The sequence below is a fragment of the Zemynaea arenosa genome, assembly GCF_004614185.1.
In the GTDB taxonomy this organism is placed as follows: domain Bacteria; phylum Pseudomonadota; class Gammaproteobacteria; order Burkholderiales; family Burkholderiaceae_D; genus Telluria; species Telluria arenosa.
The window spans coordinates 1-16,067 of sequence record NZ_SPVF01000095.1; the positions used below are offsets into that span (position 1 = coordinate 1).

Below are 16,067 nucleotides of genomic sequence, written 5' to 3' on the forward strand. Positions count from 1 at the left end.
GCCGGGCGCAGGTCCTGCGCCCAGCGCTGCGCTGCGCCACCGGTGCCAGCGGACGCACCGCCGGCGCCGCGCGGCGCAAGGGACGCACTTCCGGTGCCGGGCGGCGCACAGCGCGGCGCAATGGACGCATCCGTCCACTTGTCCCAGCGCTGATGGCCGATTTCGTCCATCCTGGCCTGCACGTGCACCCGCCACGCCCCACGGCGCATGTGGCACACCCCTTGCAATAGTCTCCAGGCGGCCCATCCCGGACCGAACTCGAAAAACAAGGAGAACAGCAATGGATGCTTTGCAAAGCCCGACTTCGCAAACCCGTGAGATCCTCGCCAATCCTTTCGTCAGCGTGCCGGTGGTCTTCTCGGTGAAGAAGACCGGCTCCGGCCTGCACCTGTATCACACCTTCCTCGACTCCACCAACGCCAGCGCCGACGATGAGCGCGTGGCCGGCAGCATCGTGGTCGATCCGGACGTGGTGGGCGCCAGCGCCCAGGTCCTGGCCTGTCCCGGCCAGGTTGGCACCACCGATTCCCAGCGCCTGCTGATCAAGACCCTCGGCCCGCAGGCCCCGAGCCAGCGCAAGACCCTGGACTTCTACCCGATCTTCCAGGGCGGCCGCCTGTCGACGTTGGAAGACGGCAGCAACCTGATGCTGAAAATCTCGGACGGCCTGATTCCGCCGGGCGTGGACGCCAACAGCGTCAAGGGCGCCGCCGACATCCCGCCGATCCCGCTGATCGTCAGCCCGGATTCGGCTGCCATCGGCTACATCCCGCCGGAGACGCTGGCCAAAATGAATGCCGTCGGCATCGACTGGGGCGGGCTGCTGAACGTGGCCAAGACCGTGCTTCCGGTGGTGGCCAAGGCCGGCTACCAGGTGTACCAGCAGCTGTCCTCCAACCCGGCCGAAGAGCATGCGCGCCGCCGCGGTGCTGATGCGCCGATGTTCTTCGGTACCCTGCTGTCGGTGGCCCAGCTGGCCGTGCCGATCGCCGGCAAGCTGATTTCGGCCCTGTCGGGGAAATAACGCTGACCCGCTTCTTTGGCAACTGGCGCGCGGTGGGGGCGTGGTGGCCATCGGGGCGGCGTATGTGGCGGGGTCGTGGCTCATGATCCTGCAGCGGCGGCAGTGACGCTGTGTCCTCAACCCGGCCTGGCCTTGCGTGTGCGGGGCGGGCTGGGGACAGGTCTTTTCATGTGCGCTGGTTCGAGGCGGCAAAGTGCCGCGTCGCGCCAGCGCAGTGGTACGCGCTGGCCCGGCGCGGCAGCGTGCCGCTTCGTGCTGGCGTCGTTGTGCGCGCTCGCGCCGCATGGCCGGGCACCTGCGCGCGCGGCGTGGGGCTACTGCGTCAAATGTGGGATGTCGTGGCTTGCGCTGAGGGGCGAGCGGCAAGCGCCATCGGCGCGATTGGCGACGTGGCTCTGCAGGACCCGGTCGTGCGCAGTGGAGCGCGCGGCGAGGCGGCGCTCGATGGTCTTGCGGTTCACGCCCAGCAGGCGGGCGGCCTCGGATTTGTTGCCGGCGCAGCGCCGCAGCGCATGCTCCACCAGTAGCCGTTCAGTGGCAGCCAGCTTGTCGGCGCCTTCCAGCAGCAATAGAGCTTCGGCCAGGCTGTCCGCGGTCGTGCTGGTGGCCGCCACCGGCGCCTGCCATGGGGCGGGCGCATGTGGCAGATAGTCGCGCAAGGTGGCCGCGTCGAACAGCACCTCGTCGCTCAGCACCGCGATGCGGTCGATCAGGTTGCGCAGCTCGCGCACGTTGCCCGGCCAGGGCTGGCGCTCCAGCAGCGCGAGGGCATCGGGTGCGAAGCGGAGCGGGCGATCCTGGCTCGCGGCGAAGTGCTCGGCCAGCGCCGGGATGTCCGTGTGCCGCTCGGCGAGCGTCGGCAGCTGCAGTTCAAAGACGGCCAGCCGGTAGTAGAGGTCCTCGCGGAAGCGGCCTTCCTGCACCATCTCCCGCAGATTGCGGTTGGTGGCTGCGATCACCCGCCCGCCGAAGTGGCGTGTGCGCGTGCCGCCGACGGGGCGGTACTGGCGCGTCTCCAGCACCCGCAGCAATGCCGGCTGCAATGCCAGCGGCAGTTCGCCGATCTCGTCCAGGAAGAGGGTGCCGTTACCGGCCATCTCGAACACGCCCGGGCGGTCGGTCACGGCGCCGGTGTAGGCACCGCGCACGCAGCCAAACAGCTCGGCCTCGATCAGCTGCACGGGGATGGCGCCGCAGTTCAGGTCCACGAACGCCTGCTTGCCTTCGCAGCTCTGCCAGTGCAGCTGCTGCGCAATCACTTCCTTGCCGGCGCCGGAGGGGCCGCAGATCAGCACCGGCCGGCCGGTCTGGGCCAGCCGTTCGACTTGCGCCAGGAGCCTTTGGTAGGCGGGCGCGGAACCGATGGTCGGTGGTGGGCTGGGTGGAGCAGGGGAGTCATCGCGGGCCATGCATAAATTTACCGCCGCCGCAGCGCCCGAAGTGTCGCGATTTGTCGCCGCACAAAGAAATCCCTGCGCCATGCCACAGCGCCGCCAGATCGGCCGCGCCCGCCTGGAAAACGCGTGGTTTTCGCGCCACCGACCGATGGGCCCTGCCGCGCGCGGATGTCAGGGGATTACGAACCAGATGGCTTTGCAGCCGGAGGTGGCACGAGCTGCGTGGCGGCTTGAGTCTGTTGGGAGCGTGACGCGGGCTGAATCAGCTGTGGAGGCGGGGCGACGTTTCGGGCCAGCCAGAAAACTGCGGCGCAGAGTGCGACGGTGGCGCCAATGATCCGCCAGGTGGTCGCGTGGAGCTCACGGTGGAGATCTTCCTTCGTGGCGAATGTGTCGAGACGCGTCTCGATGCGCACTAGCCGGTCCCGAGCGTCCCTCGCAAACTTTTCCAGCGCTTTGACCCGGTCTTCCATGTGCCCATAATGCGGCGGGCCGCCGGCGTCGTCAAATGAACCAGAGATGGCATCCTCCGACGTACGGGGGCAGGCCCAGGTCATCAAGCGTTTTCATGGATGTCCTCGGGGTAGGTTGTTAGCTTGGCATTATTGCGGCTCGCCTGGCTCGAAATGTTGATCACTCAGTCATCCTGTACCTGCCGCGTACAGCTTGCCGCAAACGTCAATTCCGGTGTAGAATCGCGGGTTGCTTGACCTGGCGTGTGCGCCGGCAGGCAGCTCAACCGTAAGAAATCAACGCGAACCGGTCAACAAGGGTGCCCTTCGAGAGAGGGGTGACTGACTGGGTAGCACTCTTAACCCTGGAGAATCGTAATGTCCGTTACCATGCGCGAAATGCTGGAAGCCGGTGTCCACTTCGGTCACCAAACCCGTTTCTGGAACCCGAAGATGGCTCCGTTCATCTTTGGTCATCGCAACAAGATCCACATCATCAACCTCGAAAAGACGATGGCGATGTATCAGGAAGCGATGAAAGCCATCAAGCAGCTGTCGTCCAACCGCGGCACCATCCTGATGGTCGGCACCAAGCGCCAATCGCGCGACATCATCGCCGCTGAAGCCCAGCGCGCCGGTGTCCCGTTCGTCGACCAGCGCTGGCTGGGCGGCATGCTGACCAACTTCAAGACCATCAAGACCTCGATCAAGCGCCTGAAGGACATGGAAGCCCAGATCGAAGACGGTTCGGTCGAGAAGATGTCGAAGAAAGAAGCCCTGCTGTTCCGCCGCGAAATGGAAAAGCTGCAGAAGTCGATCGGCGGCATCAAGGACCTGGGCGGCGTGCCGGACGCGATCTTCGTGGTCGACGTCGGCTACCACAAGGGCGCCATCACCGAAGCCGCCAAGCTGGGCATCCCGGTCATCGGCGTGGTCGATACCAACCACTCCCCGGAAGGCGTCCAGTACGTGATCCCGGGTAACGACGACTCCTCCAAGGCCATCACCCTGTACGCCCGCGGCGTGGCAGACGCGATCCTGGAAGGCCGCGCCAACGCGACCACCGAAGTGCTGAACGCGGTGAAGTCGGGCGACGAATTCGTCGAAGTGTCCGAGCAGGCTTAATGGCTCCGGCGGCGTAGCCGCCACGGCAGCAAAAAAGGGGTGGTCAAGTCTGGCTCCCCTTTTTTTTAAACAGAATTCCAGTTTTCACAGAATTTCCCCAAGGAGAAAGCATATGGCAGCGATTACCGCAGCAATGGTTGGCGAACTGCGCGCCAAGACCGACGCCCCGATGATGGAGTGCAAAAAAGCCCTGACCGAGGCCGACGGCGACATGAACAAGGCCGAAGAGATCCTGCGCGTCAAGCTGGGCGGCAAGGCATCCAAGGCATCGGCCCGTATCACCGCCGAAGGCGTGGTGGCCGCCTACATCAGCGGCAACAAAGGCGCGCTGGTGGAAGTGAACTCGGAAACCGACTTCGTCGCCAAGAACGATGACTTCCTGGCCCTGGCCAACCTGGCCGCCAAGCTGGTCGCCGAGAACAACCCGGCCGACGTGGCTGCCCTGGCCGCCCTGCCGGCCGGCGATGGCAAGACCCTGGACGACGTGCGTACCGCCCTGGTCGGCAAGATCGGCGAGAACATGACCTTCCGCCGCTTCCAGCGCTTCGAGACCGCTGCCAAGCTGGCCTCCTACCTGCACGGCACCCGCATCGGCGTGATCGTCGAGTTCGAAGGCGACGACGCTGTCGGTAAAGACGTGGCCATGCACATTGCCGCGATGAAGCCGGTCGCCCTGTCGCACGAGCAAGTGCCGGCCGAGCTGATCGAGAAAGAGCGTTCGGTCGCCGCCGCCAAGGCCAAGGAAGACGCCGAGCAGGCAGTCGCTGCCGGCAAGGCGCCGCAGTCGGAAGAGATCGTCAACAAGCGCATCGAAGGGTCCGTCCAGAAGTACCTGAAAGAGGTATCCTTGCTGAACCAGGCATTCGTGAAGAACGACAAGCAGTCCATCGAACAGATGCTGAAGGCGTCCAACGCATCGGTGAAGAACTTCACCATGTACGTGGTCGGCGAGGGCATCGAGAAGAAGGTGGATGACTTTGCGGCGGAAGTGGCAGCGCAAATGGCTGCCTCCAAGCAAGCGTAAAGAAAGCGGGCCGCAAGGCCCGTTTTTTTAAGGGCGCGCGGCGCGTGCGCCCTGGGCGGACGCAGCCGGTTAAGCCGCCCATAATGAATTTTTGAAATACTGTCCCGTCAACGCAAGGAGCCACCCGATGACCAAACCAGCCTACAAACGCGTCCTGCTGAAACTCTCCGGCGAAGCCCTGATGGGTGACGACGCGTTCGGCATCAACCGCGCCACCATCGACCGCATGGTGGCCGACGTGGCCGAAGTGGCGGAGCTGGGTGTCGAGCTGGCAGTCGTGATCGGCGGCGGCAACATCTTCCGCGGCGTGGCCCCGGGCGCGCAGGGCATGGACCGCGCCACCGCCGACTACATGGGCATGCTGGCCACTGTGATGAACGCGCTCGCGCTGGCCGACGCCATGCGCCACGCCGGCATCACCGCCCGCGTGATGTCCGCGATCTCGATCGAGCAGGTGGTGGAACCGTACGTGCGCCCCAAGGCGCTGCAGTACCTGGAAGAGGGCAAGGTGGTGGTGTTCGCGGCCGGCACCGGCAACCCGTTCTTCACCACCGACACCGCCGCCGCACTGCGCGGCTCCGAGATCTCGGCCGAAATCGTGCTGAAGGCCACCAAGGTCGATGGCGTTTATACTGCCGATCCCAAGAAGGACCCGAGCGCCACCCGATACGACAAGATCAGCTTCGACGAGGCGATCTCCAAGCACCTGCAGGTGATGGACGCCACCGCCTTCGCGCTGTGCCGCGACCAGAAGCTGCCGATCAAGGTGTTCTCCATCGTCAAGCCTGGCGCCCTCAAGCGCGTGGTGATGGGCGAGGACGAAGGCACTCTGGTCCACGTGTGACACAAGCGGCTACAATAGCCGTTTATATAAGAACTGTAGAAACAGGAGCAATACATGTCCACCGCTGACGTGAAATCGAATGCGCAACAGCGCATGACGAAATCGATCGACACCCTGAAGGCCGACCTGTCCAAGGTCCGCACCGGCCGCGCCCACGTGGGCATCCTCGACCACGTGCAGGTCGACTACTACGGCAACCCGACCCCGATCAACCAGGTGGCCAACCTGACCCTGATCGACGCGCGCACCATCGGCGTCACCCCGTTCGAGAAGAAAATGGGCGCGGCGATCGAGAAGGCAATCCGCGAAGCCGACCTGGGCCTGAACCCGGCGACCCAGGGCGACACCATCCGCGTGCCGACCCCGGCCCTGACCGAAGAGCGCCGCAAGGAAATGGTCAAGCTGGTCAAGAGCGAAGGTGAAGACGCCAAGATCGCGATCCGCAACATCCGCCGCGACGCCAACGAGCAGCTGAAAAAGCTGGTCAAGGACAAGGCGATTTCGGAAGACGAGGAGCGCCGCGGTTCCGACGAGATCCAGAAGCTGACCGACAAGTTCATTGCGGACGTCGACAAGCTGCTGGCCGAAAAAGAAAAAGAAGTGCTGACCGTTTGAGCCGCGGTCACCCAGCATGATCTTCAAGAGTTCGACCACGGCCATCCCCGAGGTGGCCAAGGTGCCGCGCCACATTGCCATCATCATGGACGGCAATGGGCGCTGGGCCACCAAGCGCTTCCTGCCCCGCGTGGCAGGCCATGTGAAGGGCGTCGAAGCGGTGCGCGGCGTGGTCGAGGCCTGCGCTCTGCGCGGAGTCGAGTACCTGACCCTGTTCGCGTTCTCGTCCGAGAACTGGCGCCGCCCCGAGGAGGAAGTCTCGCTCCTCATGAAGCTGTTCGTCACCGCGCTCGAGCGCGAAGTGGCGAAGATGCACGCCAATAACATCCGCCTGAAGGTGGTGGGCGACCTGTCCCGCTTCGATCCGAAGCTGCAGGACATGATCGCCAACGCCATGCGCAAGACCGCCAACAACGACCGCCTGACCGTCACCGTGTGCGCCAACTATGGCGGCCGCTGGGACATCATGCAGGCCGCCGCGAAAATGGCCAAGGCGCACCCCGGCGCGGCCGAGTTCACCGAAGACCAGCTGGCCGAGCACCTGTCGATGGCGTACGCGCCGGAGCCGGACCTGTTCATCCGCACCGGCGGCGAGCAGCGCATCTCCAACTTCCTGCTGTGGCAGCTGGCGTATTCCGAGCTGTATTTCACCGACCAGTACTGGCCCGATTTCTCGGAGCAGTCGCTGGACCAGGCCATCGCCTCCTACCAGCACCGGGAACGCCGCTTCGGCCGCACCGGCGACCAGGTGGCCGGCAAAACCGAGAGCAAGGAAAGCCAGACCTGAGATGCTGAAAACCCGCGTCATCACCGCCGTTGTCCTGCTGGCCGTCCTGCTGCCGGTCCTGTTCCTGCGCGAGATGGCGCTGTTCGGTCTCGTGGTGATGCTGTTTTTCGCCGCCGCCGTCTGGGAGGCCTACCGGCTGGTGCTGCCGCAGGCCAAATACGGCAAGCTGATGCCGGTGGTGTGGGCGCTGGTGTTCGCGCTGCCCATCCTCGGCCCGGCCCTGGGCACGGCCGAGCGCTTCCACCCGATGTGGTGGTGGGCCGGCGCCGCGCTGGCCTGGCTGCTGCTGTTCCTGCCGATGCTGAAAACCGGCCTGCCGCCGCTGGACGATCCCAAGTCGCGCGGCCACGGCCTGCTGTACATGCTGTCGCTGGTCGCGGCCTTCATGGGCCTGGTGGCGCTGTACGCGCATTCCACCGTCTATCTGCTGTCGGTGCTGGTGATCGTCTGGGTGGCCGACATCGGCGCCTACTTCTCCGGCAAGGCCTTCGGCAAGCACAAGCTGGCGCCGTCCATTTCGCCTGGCAAGTCCTGGGAAGGCGCGATCGGCGGCTGCATTATGGTGATCGCGCTGGCCGTGCTGTCGGTGTTCCTGATGGACCGCGCGCCCTGGCTGGCCGACACCTTCGCCGTCCATGTCGCCGTGGTCTGGGGCTGGGGCGGCCTGATCCTCGTGCTGGTCGGCCTGGTGGCCTTCAGCATCGCCGGCGATCTCGCCGAGTCGCAACTGAAACGCCGCGCCGGACTCAAAGACAGCAGCAGCCTGCTGCCCGGCCACGGCGGGGTGCTCGACCGCATCGATGCGCTCGTGCCCGTCCTCCCGCTGGCCGCGCTGATCGACGCCGCGCTCTGAATCGTTAAGGTTTCTTTTTCATGCAACGCATCACCATCCTCGGCGCCACCGGTTCGATCGGCGTTTCCACGCTCGACGTGCTGGCGCGCCATCCGGACAAGTACAGCGTCTACGCCCTGACGGCGCATTCGCGCGTCGAGGAACTGGCCGCGCAGTGCGCGCAGTTCCGGCCGCAGCGCGCCGTGGTCAAGGATGCCGCGGGTGCCGCCCGCCTGTCCGCGCTGCTGCGCGAGCGCGGCGTGCATACTGAGGTGGAGTATGGCGAGGAGGCTCTCGTGTCCGTCGCCAGCGCACCGGAGGTGGACACGGTGATGGCCGCCATCGTCGGCGCCGCCGGCCTGGCCCCGTCGATCGCTGCCGCCCGCGCCGGCAAGAAGGTCCTGCTGGCCAACAAGGAAGCACTGGTCATGTCCGGCCAGCTGTTCATGGACGCGGTGGAGCACAACGGTGCGACCCTGCTGCCGATCGACTCCGAGCACAACGCCATCTTCCAGTGCCTGCCCGCCGACTACGCGCGCGCCCCGCGTGCCCACGGCGTGACGCGCATCCTGCTGACCGCATCCGGCGGCCCGTTCCTGAACCGCGCCGTCGAGACGCTCGGGAACGTGACGCCCGAGGAAGCCTGCAAGCACCCTAACTGGTCCATGGGCCGCAAGATCTCGGTCGATTCCGCCACCATGATGAACAAGGGGCTGGAAGTGATCGAGGCGCACTGGCTGTTCGGCGCCTCCGCCCAGCAGATCGAGGTCGTGATCCACCCGCAGTCGGTGATCCACTCGATGGTCTCGTACGACGACGGCTCCGTGCTCGCCCAGCTGGGCAACCCGGACATGCGCACTCCGATCGCCAACGCGCTGGCGTTCCCGGAACGGATCGACTCCGGCGTCGCCCAGCTCGACCTGACCCGGATCGGCACCCTGCAGTTCCACAAACCGGACTTCGCGCGCTTCCCTTGCCTGGCCCTCGCATTCGAGGCGTTGGAGGAGGGCGGCTGCGCCCCGGCGGTGCTCAATGCCGCCAACGAGGTGGCCGTCGAGGCCTTCCTGGACCGCCGCATCGGCTTCCGCGACATCGACCGCGTGATCGCCGAGGCGATGCACACCATCGACTGCGTGCCCGCTTCCAGCATGGACGCGGTGCTGGCGCAAGACGCGCAGGCGCGCGAGGCCGCGCTGCGCGTGGTCCGCTCCTTGGCACGCTGAAAGCCGGCGAGGGCATCATGAATTTTCTCCATACTGCGCTCGCTTTCCTGCTGGCGCTCGGCCCCCTGATCGTGTTCCATGAACTGGGCCACTACTGGGTGGCGCGCCTGTGCGGCGTGAAGGTGCTGCGCTTCTCGATCGGCATGGGCAAGGTGGTGTGGTCGCGCCGTGTGGGCCCGGACCAGACCGAGTGGGCCATCTCCGCGCTGCCCTTGGGCGGCTACGTCAAGATGCTCGACGCACGCGACCCGGACATCGGTCCCCTGTCGGCCGCCGAGCGCGCGCGCGAATTCAACGCGCAGAGCGTGTGGAAGCGCATCGCCATCGTGGCCGCTGGCCCGCTGGCCAACTTCCTGCTGGCGATCGCCGTGATGGCGGGCCTGTACATGCACGGCGTGGCCGAACCGGCGGCGCGCGTGCGCGTGGCTTCGGAAGATACCGTGGCCTGGTCCGCGGGCCTGCGCGGTGGGGACCTGGTCACCGCCATCAACGGCGAGAAGGTCGGCGCCTGGTCGGAGCTGCGCATGGGCCTCCTGCACGCGGTGATGGACCACAGCGAAGCACGCATCGAAGTGGACCGCCCGGCCACCGGCCAGCTGACGCTGACGGTGCCCGCGTCGGCCCTGCGCGGGCTGGATGTGGAAAGCGATGTGGCGGACAAGCTGGGCCTCGGCGTGTGGGCACCCAAGCCGGTGCTGGGCCGGGTGGAGGCGGGCGGTCCCGCCGCCAAGGCGGGCCTGCGCCGCGGCGACCGCATCGCCACCATCGACGGCAAGGCCATCGCCGACGGCATCGCCTTCGTGGAGACCGTGCGCGCCAGCCCGAACAAGCCGCTCGTCATGACCGGCGAGCGCGCGGGCCAGCCGTTCTCGGTGGTCGTGGTGCCGTCCGAGCAGGATCACAAGGGCCGCATCAACGCCGTGGTCGAGATGCAGCCGGAGAGCGTGACGGTGTCCTCGGGCCCCATCACCGCCATTGGCAAGGCCGCCGCCAAGACCTGGGACACCGTGACCCTCACGCTGCGCATGATCGGCAAGATGATCACCGGCGAAGTCTCGTGGAAGAACGTCACCGGCCCGCTCACGATTGCCGATTACGCAGGGCAGACCGCGCGCATGGGCGCCGAGGTTTTCCTGGGCTTTATCGCCTTCGTTAGTATTAGCTTAGGCGTGATGAATTTGTTACCAATCCCCGTTTTGGATGGGGGTCTTTTACTGTATTATCTCGTGGAAGTTTTGACCGGCCGCCCCTTGCCGGAGCGGATCGGCGAATTTGCGCAGCGGGCCGGAGTCGGCCTGCTGGTCACGCTGATGGCACTTGCGGTCTTCAACGACGTGATGCGGCTCTTGTAGTTTGAGCAGTTGGAACAGCCTCTGAGCCCGCCCGTCACGCCATCGCATCGAACCTTGAACAACCCAATGAAATTACACTCTGAGCGTTTCGCCCTCGTCCTCCGTCGCACCATCATCGGCGCCGCCGTCTCGGCACTCTTCGCCGGCCAAGCCCAAGCAGTCGCACCGTTCACGGTCAAGGACATCCGCGTGGAAGGCATCCAGCGTACCGAGGCCGGCACGGTGTTCTCGTACCTGCCGGTGCGGGTGGGCGAAACGTTCGACGACACCAAGGCCATCGCCGCCATGAAGGCGCTGTACGCGACCGGCTTCTTCAAGGACATCCGCCTGGAAGAAGAGAATGGCGTGCTGGTGGTGCTGGTGGAAGAGCGGCCCGCCATTTCGAGCGTGGAATTCACCGGCACCAAGGAGTTCGAGAAGGACCAGCTGACCAAGGCGCTCAAGGAAATCGGCGTCGGCGAGGCCAAGATCTTCGACAAGGCAGCCGTGGACCGCGCGGAGCAGGAGCTCAAGCGCCAGTACCTGTCGCACGGCCTGTATGGCGTCAAGATCACCACCACCATCACGCCGATCGAACGCAATCGCGTCACCGTCACCTTCAACGTGGACGAAGGCGAGATGTCGCGCATCCGCCAGATCAACATCGTCGGCAACAAGGCGTTCTCGGACAAGGAGCTGCGCGAGCTGCTGCAGCTGACCACCAGCGGCTGGTTCACCTGGTACTCCAAGGCCGACCAGTACTCCAAGACCAAGCTGACCGGCGACATCGAGGCGATCAAGTCCTGGTACCTGGATCACGGCTACCTGGAAGCGAACGTGGAGTCGACCCAGGTCGCGATCTCGCCGGACAAGAAGGACATCTACCTCACCATCAACATCACCGAAGGCGAGAAGTACACCGTCTCCGGCATCAAGCTGGAAGGCGAGACCTTCGGCCGCGAGGACGAGCTGCGGCGCCTGATCCTGCTGCGCCCGGGGATGACCTATTCCGGCGCGCTGCTGACCCAGTCGAACAAGCTGATTTCGGACCGCATGGGGACCTTCGGCTACGCCTTCGCCAACGTGAACGCGAACCCGGACATCAACCGCGAGAAGCGCACCGTGGCCTTCACCTTCATGGTGGACCCAGGCCGCCGCGCCTACGTGCGCCACATGAACATCTCGGGCAACACCACCACCCGCGATGAAGTGATCCGCCGCGAGTTCCGCCAGTTCGAGGGCTCCTGGTACGACGCCAACCGGGTCAAGGCCTCGCGCGACCGCGTGGACCGCCTGGGCTACTTCAAGGACGTCACGGTGGATACGCCGGAAGCGCCGGGCGCCTCGGACCAGGTGGACATCAACCTGAACGTGGTGGAACGCCCGACCGGTAACTTCATGATCGGCGGCGCGTTCTCGCAGGCTGAGAAGTTCACCTTCACGACCGCGATCTCGCAGGCCAACTTCGCCGGTTCCGGCAAGACGCTGGGCCTGGAGCTGAACACGAGCCGCTACAGCCGCACCATCGCGTTCTCGGAGATGAACCCGTACTTCACGGACGACGGCGTGTCGCGTTCGTTCGAGGTCTATCACCGCACCACGCGCCCGCCCTTGATCAACATCGGCTCGTACACCGTGAAGCAGAACGGCGGCCGCCTGACCTTCGGCGTGCCGTTCTCCGAGTACGACACCGTGTTCTTCGGCATCGGCGCCGAGCACACCACCATCGAGACCGACGACTCCTCGCCGCTGCGCTTCAAGCAGTGGGTGGTCGACTACGGCGGCCCGGCGAGCGGCATCGGCAAGGCCTCGACCGACTCGTTCCCGCTGACCGCCGCCTGGGCGCGCGACAGCCGCGACTCGGCCGTCACGCCGTCGATCGGCCGCTACCAGCGCGCCAATTTCGAGATCGACCTGTTCGGCAATTCCAAGTACTACCGCGCCGTGTACGAGCACCAGTGGTACCGTCCGCTCACGCGCTGGATGACGCTCGCGCTCAAGGGCGAGGCGGACTTCGGCCATGGCCTGCGCGGCAATCGCTACCCGATCTTCAAGAACTTCTACGCCGGCGGCATCGGCTCGGTGCGCGGCTACGAGTCCTCTTCGCTGGGCGTGGTGGATCCGAATTCCTACGGCGATGCGTTGGGTGGCTCGACGCGCGTGATCGGCAATGCGGAGCTGCAGTTCCCGTTCCCGGGCAGTGGCCAGGACCGCAGCCTGCGCTGGTTCCTGTTCTCGGACGCCGGCCAGGTCTACCAGGAAGGCGAGCGCATTCGCCTGAACCAGCTGCGCGCCTCGGCCGGTATCGGCATCAGCTGGATTTCTCCGGTCGGTCCGCTCAAGTTGAGTTATGCTAAGCCTTTGAACCCTCAGTTTGGCGACCGCCTGGAGCGTTTCCAGTTCCAGATGGGCACCGGCTTCTGACGGCCGGATCATGATTTTGCGGGGAATTATGTCGAAAAAAGCTGCTCTTTCTTCCCTGGCGCTGGCGGCCGGCCTGGCGCTCGGCCTGGCCGCACCCGTGCAGGCCTTTGCTGCCGATGCCCCGTCGCCGGTCTACAATGTCCGCATCGGCTACGTGAGCACCGAGCGCCTGTTCACCGATTCCAAGATGGCCAAGGCGGCCGATTCGCGCATCGAGGGCGAGTTCTCCAAGCGCCAGAAAGCCCTGCAGGAGCTGGCGTCGGACGTGAAGAAGGCATCCGACAAGCTGGAGTCCGAATCGGCCGGGCTGACCGAAGCGGAGCGCACCCGCCGCGCGCGCGAAGTACTGGAGCGCGATGCCGAATACCGCCGCAAGCTGAACCAGTTTAACGAAGACCTCATGCAGCGCAAGAACGAGGAGCGCGCCAACATCTCGCGCATCGCGTACGAGATGATCCAGCAGATCGCCGAGCAGGAGAAGCTGGACATCATCCTGCAGGAAGTGGCCTGGTATTCCCCGCGCATCGACATCACCGACAAACTGATTTCGCTGCTGGACAAGCGGACCAAGTAAGACACAGACAAAGGCTGCACCATGGGTACCAAACTGGCCGAACTGGTGGAACGCTTCGGCGGCCAGCTGTTTGGCGATCCCAATGTCGAGGTGGAGGGCATCGCGCCGTTGGCCGATGCCGGCCCTGCGCACCTGTCCTTCCTCTCCAATTCCAAATTGCGCGCGCTGGCTGCCCAGTCGCAGGCGGCAGCGCTGATTGTGTCGCCCAACGATGACGAGACGGTCGCAGCGACCTATGAGGGCGCGCGCATCGTCATCAAGAACCCGTACGCGTACTTCGCGCGCGCGGCCCAGTACTTCGAGGCGCTGACCGCCCACGTGCCGCCGCCGGGCATCCATCCGTCGGCCGTGGTGGCGCCCACCGCGCGCGTGGACGCCAGCGCGCATATCGGCCCGCACGTGACCATCGAGGACGGCGCCGCCATCGGCCCGCACGCGGTGATCGGCGCGGGCTGCTTCATCGGGCGCGAAGCGATCGTGGGCGAGGGCACCCAGTTCTTCGCCAACGTGACCTTCCATGCGCGCTGCCGCATCGGCAAGCGCGGCATCCTGCACTCGGGCGCGGTGATCGGAACCGACGGTTTCGGTTTCGCCAACGAGGGCGGCGTCTACATCAAGATCCCGCAGACCGGCCGCGTGGTGATCGGCGACGATGTCGACATCGGCGCCAACACCACCGTGGACCGCGGCGCGCTGGCCGACACCGTGATCGAAGACGGCGTCAAGCTCGATAACCAGATCCAGATCGGCCACAACTGCCGCATCGGCGCGCACACGGCGATGGCCGGCTGCGTCGGCGTGGCGGGCAGCGCCATCATCGGCAAATACTGCACCTTCGGCGGCGCTGCCATGGTGCTGGGCCACCTGACCATTGCGGACCACGTCCACATTTCCTCCGGCTCGCTGGTGTCGCGTTCCATCTCCGAGCCAGGCCAGTACACCGGCTTCTACCCGCTGGCGAAAAACGCCGAATGGGAAAAGAGCGCCGCGATCGTGCGCAACCTGCAGGCCATGCGCGAGAAAATGCGGGCACTCGAAAAACAGATCAAAGACCTCTCCGAAAAAAAATGACTACCACTGACAACAAAACTCTCGACATCACCCAGATCAAGCGCATGCTGCCGCACCGCTATCCGTTGCTGCTGGTGGACCGCGTGCTGACCTGGGAAGCCAACAAGTCGATCACCGCGATCAAGAACGTGACCGTCAACGAAGAATTCTTTAACGGCCACTTCCCGCACAAGCCGGTGATGCCGGGCGTGCTGATGATCGAGGCGCTGGCGCAGACCGCCGCGCTGCTGTCCTTCCTGACCATGAACGTGACCCCGGACGAGAACTCGGTGGTGTACTTCGTCGGCATCGACAACGCGCGCTTCAAGCGCCCGGTCGGTCCTGGCGACCAGCTCAAGATGGATGTCGAGATCCTGCGCGTCTCGCGCGGCATCTGGAAGTACAAGGGCGTGGGCACCGTGGACGGCCAGGTCGCGCTGGAAGCGGAACTGATGTGCACCATCCGCTCGACCGCCGACGCGGGCCAACCGGCGGGGCAGTAATGGCAGCGATCCATCCGACCGCCATCGTCGATCCGAAAGCGGAGCTGGATGCGTCGGTCGAAGTCGGGCCGTATTCGGTCATCGGGCCGCATGTGGTCATTGGCGCAGGTACCAAAGTCGGGCCGCACGTGGTCATCGAAGGCCACACGACCATTGGCCGCGACAACCACTTCTTCCAGTTCTCGTCCATCGGCGCCCAGCCGCAGGACAAGAAGTGGGCGGGTGAGCCGACCCGCCTGGAGATCGGCGACCGCAACACCATCCGCGAGTTCTGTACCTTCAACACTGGTACGGTGCAGGACAAGGGCGTCACGCGCCTGGGCAACGACAACTGGATCTCGGCCTATGTGCACCTGGCGCACGACTGCCAGGTCGGCAACAACACCATCTTCTCGAACAACGCGCAGCTGGCGGGGCACGTGGAAGTCGGCGACTGGGCGATCCTGTCCGGCTACGCGGGTGTGCACCAGTTCTGCAAGATCGGCGCGCACGCCTTCGTGGGCATGACCACCTCGCTGACCCAGGACGTGCCGCCGTTCGTGCTGGTCTCGGGCAACCCGTGTTCGGCGCATGGTGTGAATATCGAAGGCTTGAAGCGCCGCGGCTACACGCGCGCGCAGATCGACGCTGTGCGCGCGGCCTACAAGACCATCTACCGCCAGGGCCTGACCCTGGAGGAAGCCAAGGCCGCGCTGCTGGCGCAGGAAGGCCAGCTGACGGAGGGCGCCGAGCAGGTGCGCCAGATGCGCGAATTCCTCGACAGCGCGACTCGTGGCATCGTCCGATAGTCCATCCGCCGCGGGCCTCGGCGCGCAGCCGACTGGTCGGGGTGCAGCGGTATCAGTTCGGCAAGCGGATGGCC

At 65.4% G+C, this 16,067-nt stretch carries 16 protein-coding genes; 14 read left to right on the forward strand and 2 right to left on the reverse strand.

Annotation, left to right across the window (positions count from 1 at the left end):
• Positions 1–209, reverse strand: a 209-nt coding sequence (locus E4L96_RS24050; protein WP_135206441.1) for a hypothetical protein, incomplete at its 3' end; no start/stop codon positions are given.
• A gap of 71 nt (positions 210–280) precedes the next feature.
• On the opposite strand from E4L96_RS24050, the gene E4L96_RS06690 reads away from it, so the two are divergent.
• Entirely contained in the window at positions 281–1,024 is a 744-nt protein-coding gene (locus E4L96_RS06690; protein ID WP_135206442.1) for a hypothetical protein, read from the forward strand.
• Between the two features lie 314 nt (positions 1,025–1,338).
• On the opposite strand, the gene E4L96_RS06695 is transcribed toward E4L96_RS06690, so the two are convergent.
• Entirely contained in the window at positions 1,339–2,433 is a 1,095-nt protein-coding gene (locus tag E4L96_RS06695; protein WP_135206443.1) for a sigma 54-interacting transcriptional regulator, read from the reverse strand.
• 818 nt (positions 2,434–3,251) lie between these two features.
• On the opposite strand from E4L96_RS06695, the gene rpsB reads away from it, so the two are divergent.
• The 13 genes from rpsB (at position 3,252) to lpxA (ending at position 15,993) form a co-directional block, all read left to right on the forward strand.
• A complete protein-coding gene (gene rpsB / locus E4L96_RS06700) occupies positions 3,252–3,998 on the forward strand; it encodes a 30S ribosomal protein S2 (protein ID WP_135206444.1) in 747 nt (248 codons plus the stop codon).
• 112 nt (positions 3,999–4,110) lie between these two features.
• Positions 4,111–5,022, forward strand: coding sequence for a translation elongation factor Ts (tsf, locus tag E4L96_RS06705; RefSeq protein ID WP_135206445.1), 912 nt, complete (start codon positions 4,111–4,113; stop codon positions 5,020–5,022).
• Positions 5,023–5,149: 127 nt separating this feature from the next.
• Positions 5,150–5,866: a UMP kinase gene (gene pyrH / locus E4L96_RS06710; RefSeq protein WP_135206446.1), complete on the forward strand. Its 717-nt coding sequence runs from the start codon at positions 5,150–5,152 to the stop codon at positions 5,864–5,866.
• Positions 5,867–5,920: 54 nt separating this feature from the next.
• Entirely contained in the window at positions 5,921–6,481 is a 561-nt protein-coding gene (gene frr, locus E4L96_RS06715; RefSeq protein WP_135206447.1) for a ribosome recycling factor, read from the forward strand.
• A gap of 16 nt (positions 6,482–6,497) precedes the next feature.
• On the forward strand, positions 6,498–7,268 hold the full coding sequence (gene uppS, locus E4L96_RS06720; RefSeq protein WP_135206448.1) for a polyprenyl diphosphate synthase: 771 nt from the start codon (positions 6,498–6,500) through the stop codon (positions 7,266–7,268).
• A gap of 1 nt (position 7,269) precedes the next feature.
• Positions 7,270–8,121 carry a phosphatidate cytidylyltransferase gene (locus E4L96_RS06725; protein ID WP_135206449.1) on the forward strand — a complete coding sequence of 284 codons (852 nt, stop codon included), beginning with the start codon at positions 7,270–7,272 and terminating at the stop codon, positions 8,119–8,121.
• 20 nt (positions 8,122–8,141) lie between these two features.
• On the forward strand, positions 8,142–9,323 hold the full coding sequence (gene ispC / locus E4L96_RS06730) for a 1-deoxy-D-xylulose-5-phosphate reductoisomerase (RefSeq protein ID WP_135206450.1): 1,182 nt from the start codon (positions 8,142–8,144) through the stop codon (positions 9,321–9,323).
• Between the two features lie 17 nt (positions 9,324–9,340).
• Positions 9,341–10,675 (forward strand): RIP metalloprotease RseP, encoded by a 1,335-nt coding sequence (rseP, locus tag E4L96_RS06735; RefSeq protein ID WP_135206451.1) that lies wholly within the window; start codon positions 9,341–9,343, stop codon positions 10,673–10,675.
• Between the two features lie 66 nt (positions 10,676–10,741).
• Positions 10,742–13,078: an outer membrane protein assembly factor BamA gene (gene bamA, locus E4L96_RS06740; protein ID WP_135206452.1), complete on the forward strand. Its 2,337-nt coding sequence runs from the start codon at positions 10,742–10,744 to the stop codon at positions 13,076–13,078.
• 28 nt (positions 13,079–13,106) lie between these two features.
• On the forward strand, positions 13,107–13,652 hold the full coding sequence (locus tag E4L96_RS06745; protein ID WP_135206453.1) for an OmpH/Skp family outer membrane protein: 546 nt from the start codon (positions 13,107–13,109) through the stop codon (positions 13,650–13,652).
• A 21-nt stretch (positions 13,653–13,673) separates the two neighbouring features.
• A complete protein-coding gene (gene lpxD, locus E4L96_RS06750) occupies positions 13,674–14,723 on the forward strand; it encodes a UDP-3-O-(3-hydroxymyristoyl)glucosamine N-acyltransferase (RefSeq protein ID WP_135206454.1) in 1,050 nt (349 codons plus the stop codon).
• The gene (gene fabZ, locus E4L96_RS06755; RefSeq protein WP_135206455.1) at positions 14,720–15,205 is read left to right on the forward strand and encodes a 3-hydroxyacyl-ACP dehydratase FabZ; all 486 of its coding nucleotides are present in this window, start codon (positions 14,720–14,722) and stop codon (positions 15,203–15,205) included. Before lpxD ends, fabZ begins: the two co-directional genes overlap by 4 nt.
• The gene (gene lpxA, locus E4L96_RS06760) at positions 15,205–15,993 is read left to right on the forward strand and encodes an acyl-ACP--UDP-N-acetylglucosamine O-acyltransferase (RefSeq protein WP_135206456.1); all 789 of its coding nucleotides are present in this window, start codon (positions 15,205–15,207) and stop codon (positions 15,991–15,993) included. The genes fabZ and lpxA overlap by 1 nt, the downstream gene beginning before the upstream one ends.
• Positions 15,994–16,067: the final 74 nt, after the last annotated feature.

Bases quoted from the DNA above. Each gene is read 5' to 3' on its own strand.
- E4L96_RS06690 (WP_135206442.1), top strand. From the start codon at position 281: ATGGATGCTTTGCAAAGCCCGACTTCGCAAACCCGTGAGATCCTCGCC.
- E4L96_RS06695 (WP_135206443.1), bottom strand. From the start codon at position 2,433: ATGGCCCGCGATGACTCCCCTGCTCCACCCAGCCCACCACCGACCATC.
- rpsB (WP_135206444.1), top strand. From the start codon at position 3,252: ATGTCCGTTACCATGCGCGAAATGCTGGAAGCCGGTGTCCACTTCGGT.
- tsf (WP_135206445.1), top strand. From the start codon at position 4,111: ATGGCAGCGATTACCGCAGCAATGGTTGGCGAACTGCGCGCCAAGACC.
- pyrH (WP_135206446.1), top strand. From the start codon at position 5,150: ATGACCAAACCAGCCTACAAACGCGTCCTGCTGAAACTCTCCGGCGAA.
- frr (WP_135206447.1), top strand. From the start codon at position 5,921: ATGTCCACCGCTGACGTGAAATCGAATGCGCAACAGCGCATGACGAAA.
- uppS (WP_135206448.1), top strand. From the start codon at position 6,498: ATGATCTTCAAGAGTTCGACCACGGCCATCCCCGAGGTGGCCAAGGTG.
- E4L96_RS06725 (WP_135206449.1), top strand. From the start codon at position 7,270: ATGCTGAAAACCCGCGTCATCACCGCCGTTGTCCTGCTGGCCGTCCTG.
- ispC (WP_135206450.1), top strand. From the start codon at position 8,142: ATGCAACGCATCACCATCCTCGGCGCCACCGGTTCGATCGGCGTTTCC.
- rseP (WP_135206451.1), top strand. From the start codon at position 9,341: ATGAATTTTCTCCATACTGCGCTCGCTTTCCTGCTGGCGCTCGGCCCC.
- bamA (WP_135206452.1), top strand. From the start codon at position 10,742: ATGAAATTACACTCTGAGCGTTTCGCCCTCGTCCTCCGTCGCACCATC.
- E4L96_RS06745 (WP_135206453.1), top strand. From the start codon at position 13,107: ATGTCGAAAAAAGCTGCTCTTTCTTCCCTGGCGCTGGCGGCCGGCCTG.
- lpxD (WP_135206454.1), top strand. From the start codon at position 13,674: ATGGGTACCAAACTGGCCGAACTGGTGGAACGCTTCGGCGGCCAGCTG.
- fabZ (WP_135206455.1), top strand. From the start codon at position 14,720: ATGACTACCACTGACAACAAAACTCTCGACATCACCCAGATCAAGCGC.
- lpxA (WP_135206456.1), top strand. From the start codon at position 15,205: ATGGCAGCGATCCATCCGACCGCCATCGTCGATCCGAAAGCGGAGCTG.